Consider the following 1,878-nt stretch of genomic DNA (forward strand, 5'->3'; position numbering starts at 1 on the left):
CGGCAGTTCGGGTGCGACGGTGATCTGCCGAAGGACACCTCCCGCCGCGTCGAGGAGAACGTCGATGGTTTCTCGGGTTGGATCGATGAGGAATTGGGGCTCGTGGGCGCCGCGGTTGTGGGCGGAGAGGAAGGGGCCTTCGAGGTGGGCGCCGAGCACGAGGGGGTCGTCGGCCATCACCGTGCGGATGGCGGCGAGTGAGGCGGTCAGGGCGTCGATGGGGTTTGCGACGAGACTGAGCACCGATCTGATGGTGCCGTGTTGGCGGTGCATGGCCAGGGCGGTGCGGATCGCATCGGGTCCGTCGTCGAAGGCGCCGCCAGCGCCTCCGTGTCCGTGGAGATCGATGAATCCGGGTACGAGGATGGCATCACCGAGATCGATGACGAGGGGGGGTGCCGGCGCGTCTGGCCCGCTGCCGACCGCGCGGATGGTGTCACCGACGATGAGCACCCAAGCGTCGTGCACGTCGAGCTGACTGTCCACTGCCCGGGCCGCGCGCAGAAGTACGGTCGCGCACCGATCAGCGGTCACTGGTTGCGCTGGCACGGGGCTTGTTGGCGTAGGTGTATCGGTAGTAGTCCGCGAGTCGGAGTCCAGTGGCCGCGTCCTCGTCGACGACCACGGTCGCGCGTTCGTGCAATTGCAGGACGCTGCCGGGGACGAACGACGACAGCGGTCCTTCGACCGCAGCCCTGATCGCGTCGGCCTTCGCGGAGCCATGGGCGACGAGGACCAGCTCGCGCGCCTCGCGGATCGTGCCGAGGCCCTGGGTCATACAGTGCGTCGGGACTTGGTCAACGTCGTCGAAGAAGCGGGCGTTGGCCTCCCGCGTGGACGGGGCCAGGGTCTTGACCCGAGTGCGGGAGGCGAATGAGGACGTCGGCTCGTTGAACCCGATGTGGCCGTTGACGCCGATGCCGAGGATCTGTACGTCGATCCCGCCCGCAGCGCGGATCGCCGCGTCGTACTCCTGCGCCGCGGACTCAAGATTCTCGGCGCGACCGTCGGGCACCTGCACCCGCGTCGGGTCGAAGCCGAGCGGATTGGTGACGTCGCGGGCAATGACGCTGGCGTAGGACTCGGGGTGGTCAAGCGGGATGCCGACGTACTCGTCGAGCGCGAATCCGCGGGCCTGTACAAACGAGATTTCATCGGACTCGACGCGACGACGGAGTTCGGTGTAGGTGCCCTGCGGGCTGGAGCCAGTCGCGAGACCGATGACGGCAGTAGGCTTCTTCGCGACGAGGGAGGCGATCAGGCCCGCGGCAACTCGACCGGCCTCGGCTGGAGTGGGCACGATGACGATCTCCATCTGACGGTTACGGCTCGATGGGGCGGACCCGCCCGGCGTACTGGGCTTCGAGGACTTCATTGGCCGTGTCGCCGTCGGGCAGGTTCATCGAGCGGTACACGGGAGGACGCTTTCCCGCGTCGACATACTTGCGGCAGATGCCTTCGGTGAGGAGTTCGACGATGACGACGCCTGCCAGGGATGAGATCGCCCCGGTGCGAGTGCCGTCCGAGAGCTCCAAGGCGGCGTCACCGGCCGGGGCGCCGGTGTCGATGACGACGTCGCCGTATTCGTAGAGCTTCATGCCGGATGCCGATCGTGCGGCGACTTGGGTGCTGTGCTCCATGGAGGTAATCACGACGAGTGGGTGGCCGCGCTCCTTGACCAGGCGGGCCATCTCGACGACGGAGCCGTTGATGCCGGAGTTCGAGACGATGAGGAAGGCGTCCTCGGGCAGCGCCCCGGTGAGGTCCAGGACAGACTGCGCGAATGCGGGCTTGCGCTCCAGAGTCGGGTCGAGAAGGTCCTTGGGGTGCAGTTCACCGTAGGTCGACAAGTCGCTGATCCGGACCAGGTTCACCGGC

Annotated in this window: 2 protein-coding genes and 1 pseudogene; all 3 read right to left on the minus strand. The window is 67.2% G+C overall.

The features are described 5' to 3' along the window. Nucleotides 1-534, minus strand: a pseudogene (locus ACRDUX_RS40845) (N-acetylglucosamine-6-phosphate deacetylase); the annotation flags it as partial. Beyond that, a complete protein-coding gene (nagB, locus tag ACRDUX_RS40850; RefSeq protein WP_526423264.1) occupies nucleotides 524-1,315 on the minus strand; it encodes a glucosamine-6-phosphate deaminase in 792 nt (263 codons plus the stop codon). The gene nagB and the pseudogene ACRDUX_RS40845, both read right to left, overlap by 11 nt. A gap of 7 nt (nucleotides 1,316-1,322) precedes the next feature. Beyond that, the coding region (locus ACRDUX_RS40855; RefSeq protein WP_526423266.1) for a sugar isomerase domain-containing protein at nucleotides 1,323-1,878 on the minus strand (556 nt) is incomplete at its 5' end.

The organism is Mycobacterium sp., from assembly GCF_050701675.1.
GTDB lineage: Bacteria > Actinomycetota > Actinomycetes > Mycobacteriales > Mycobacteriaceae > Mycobacterium.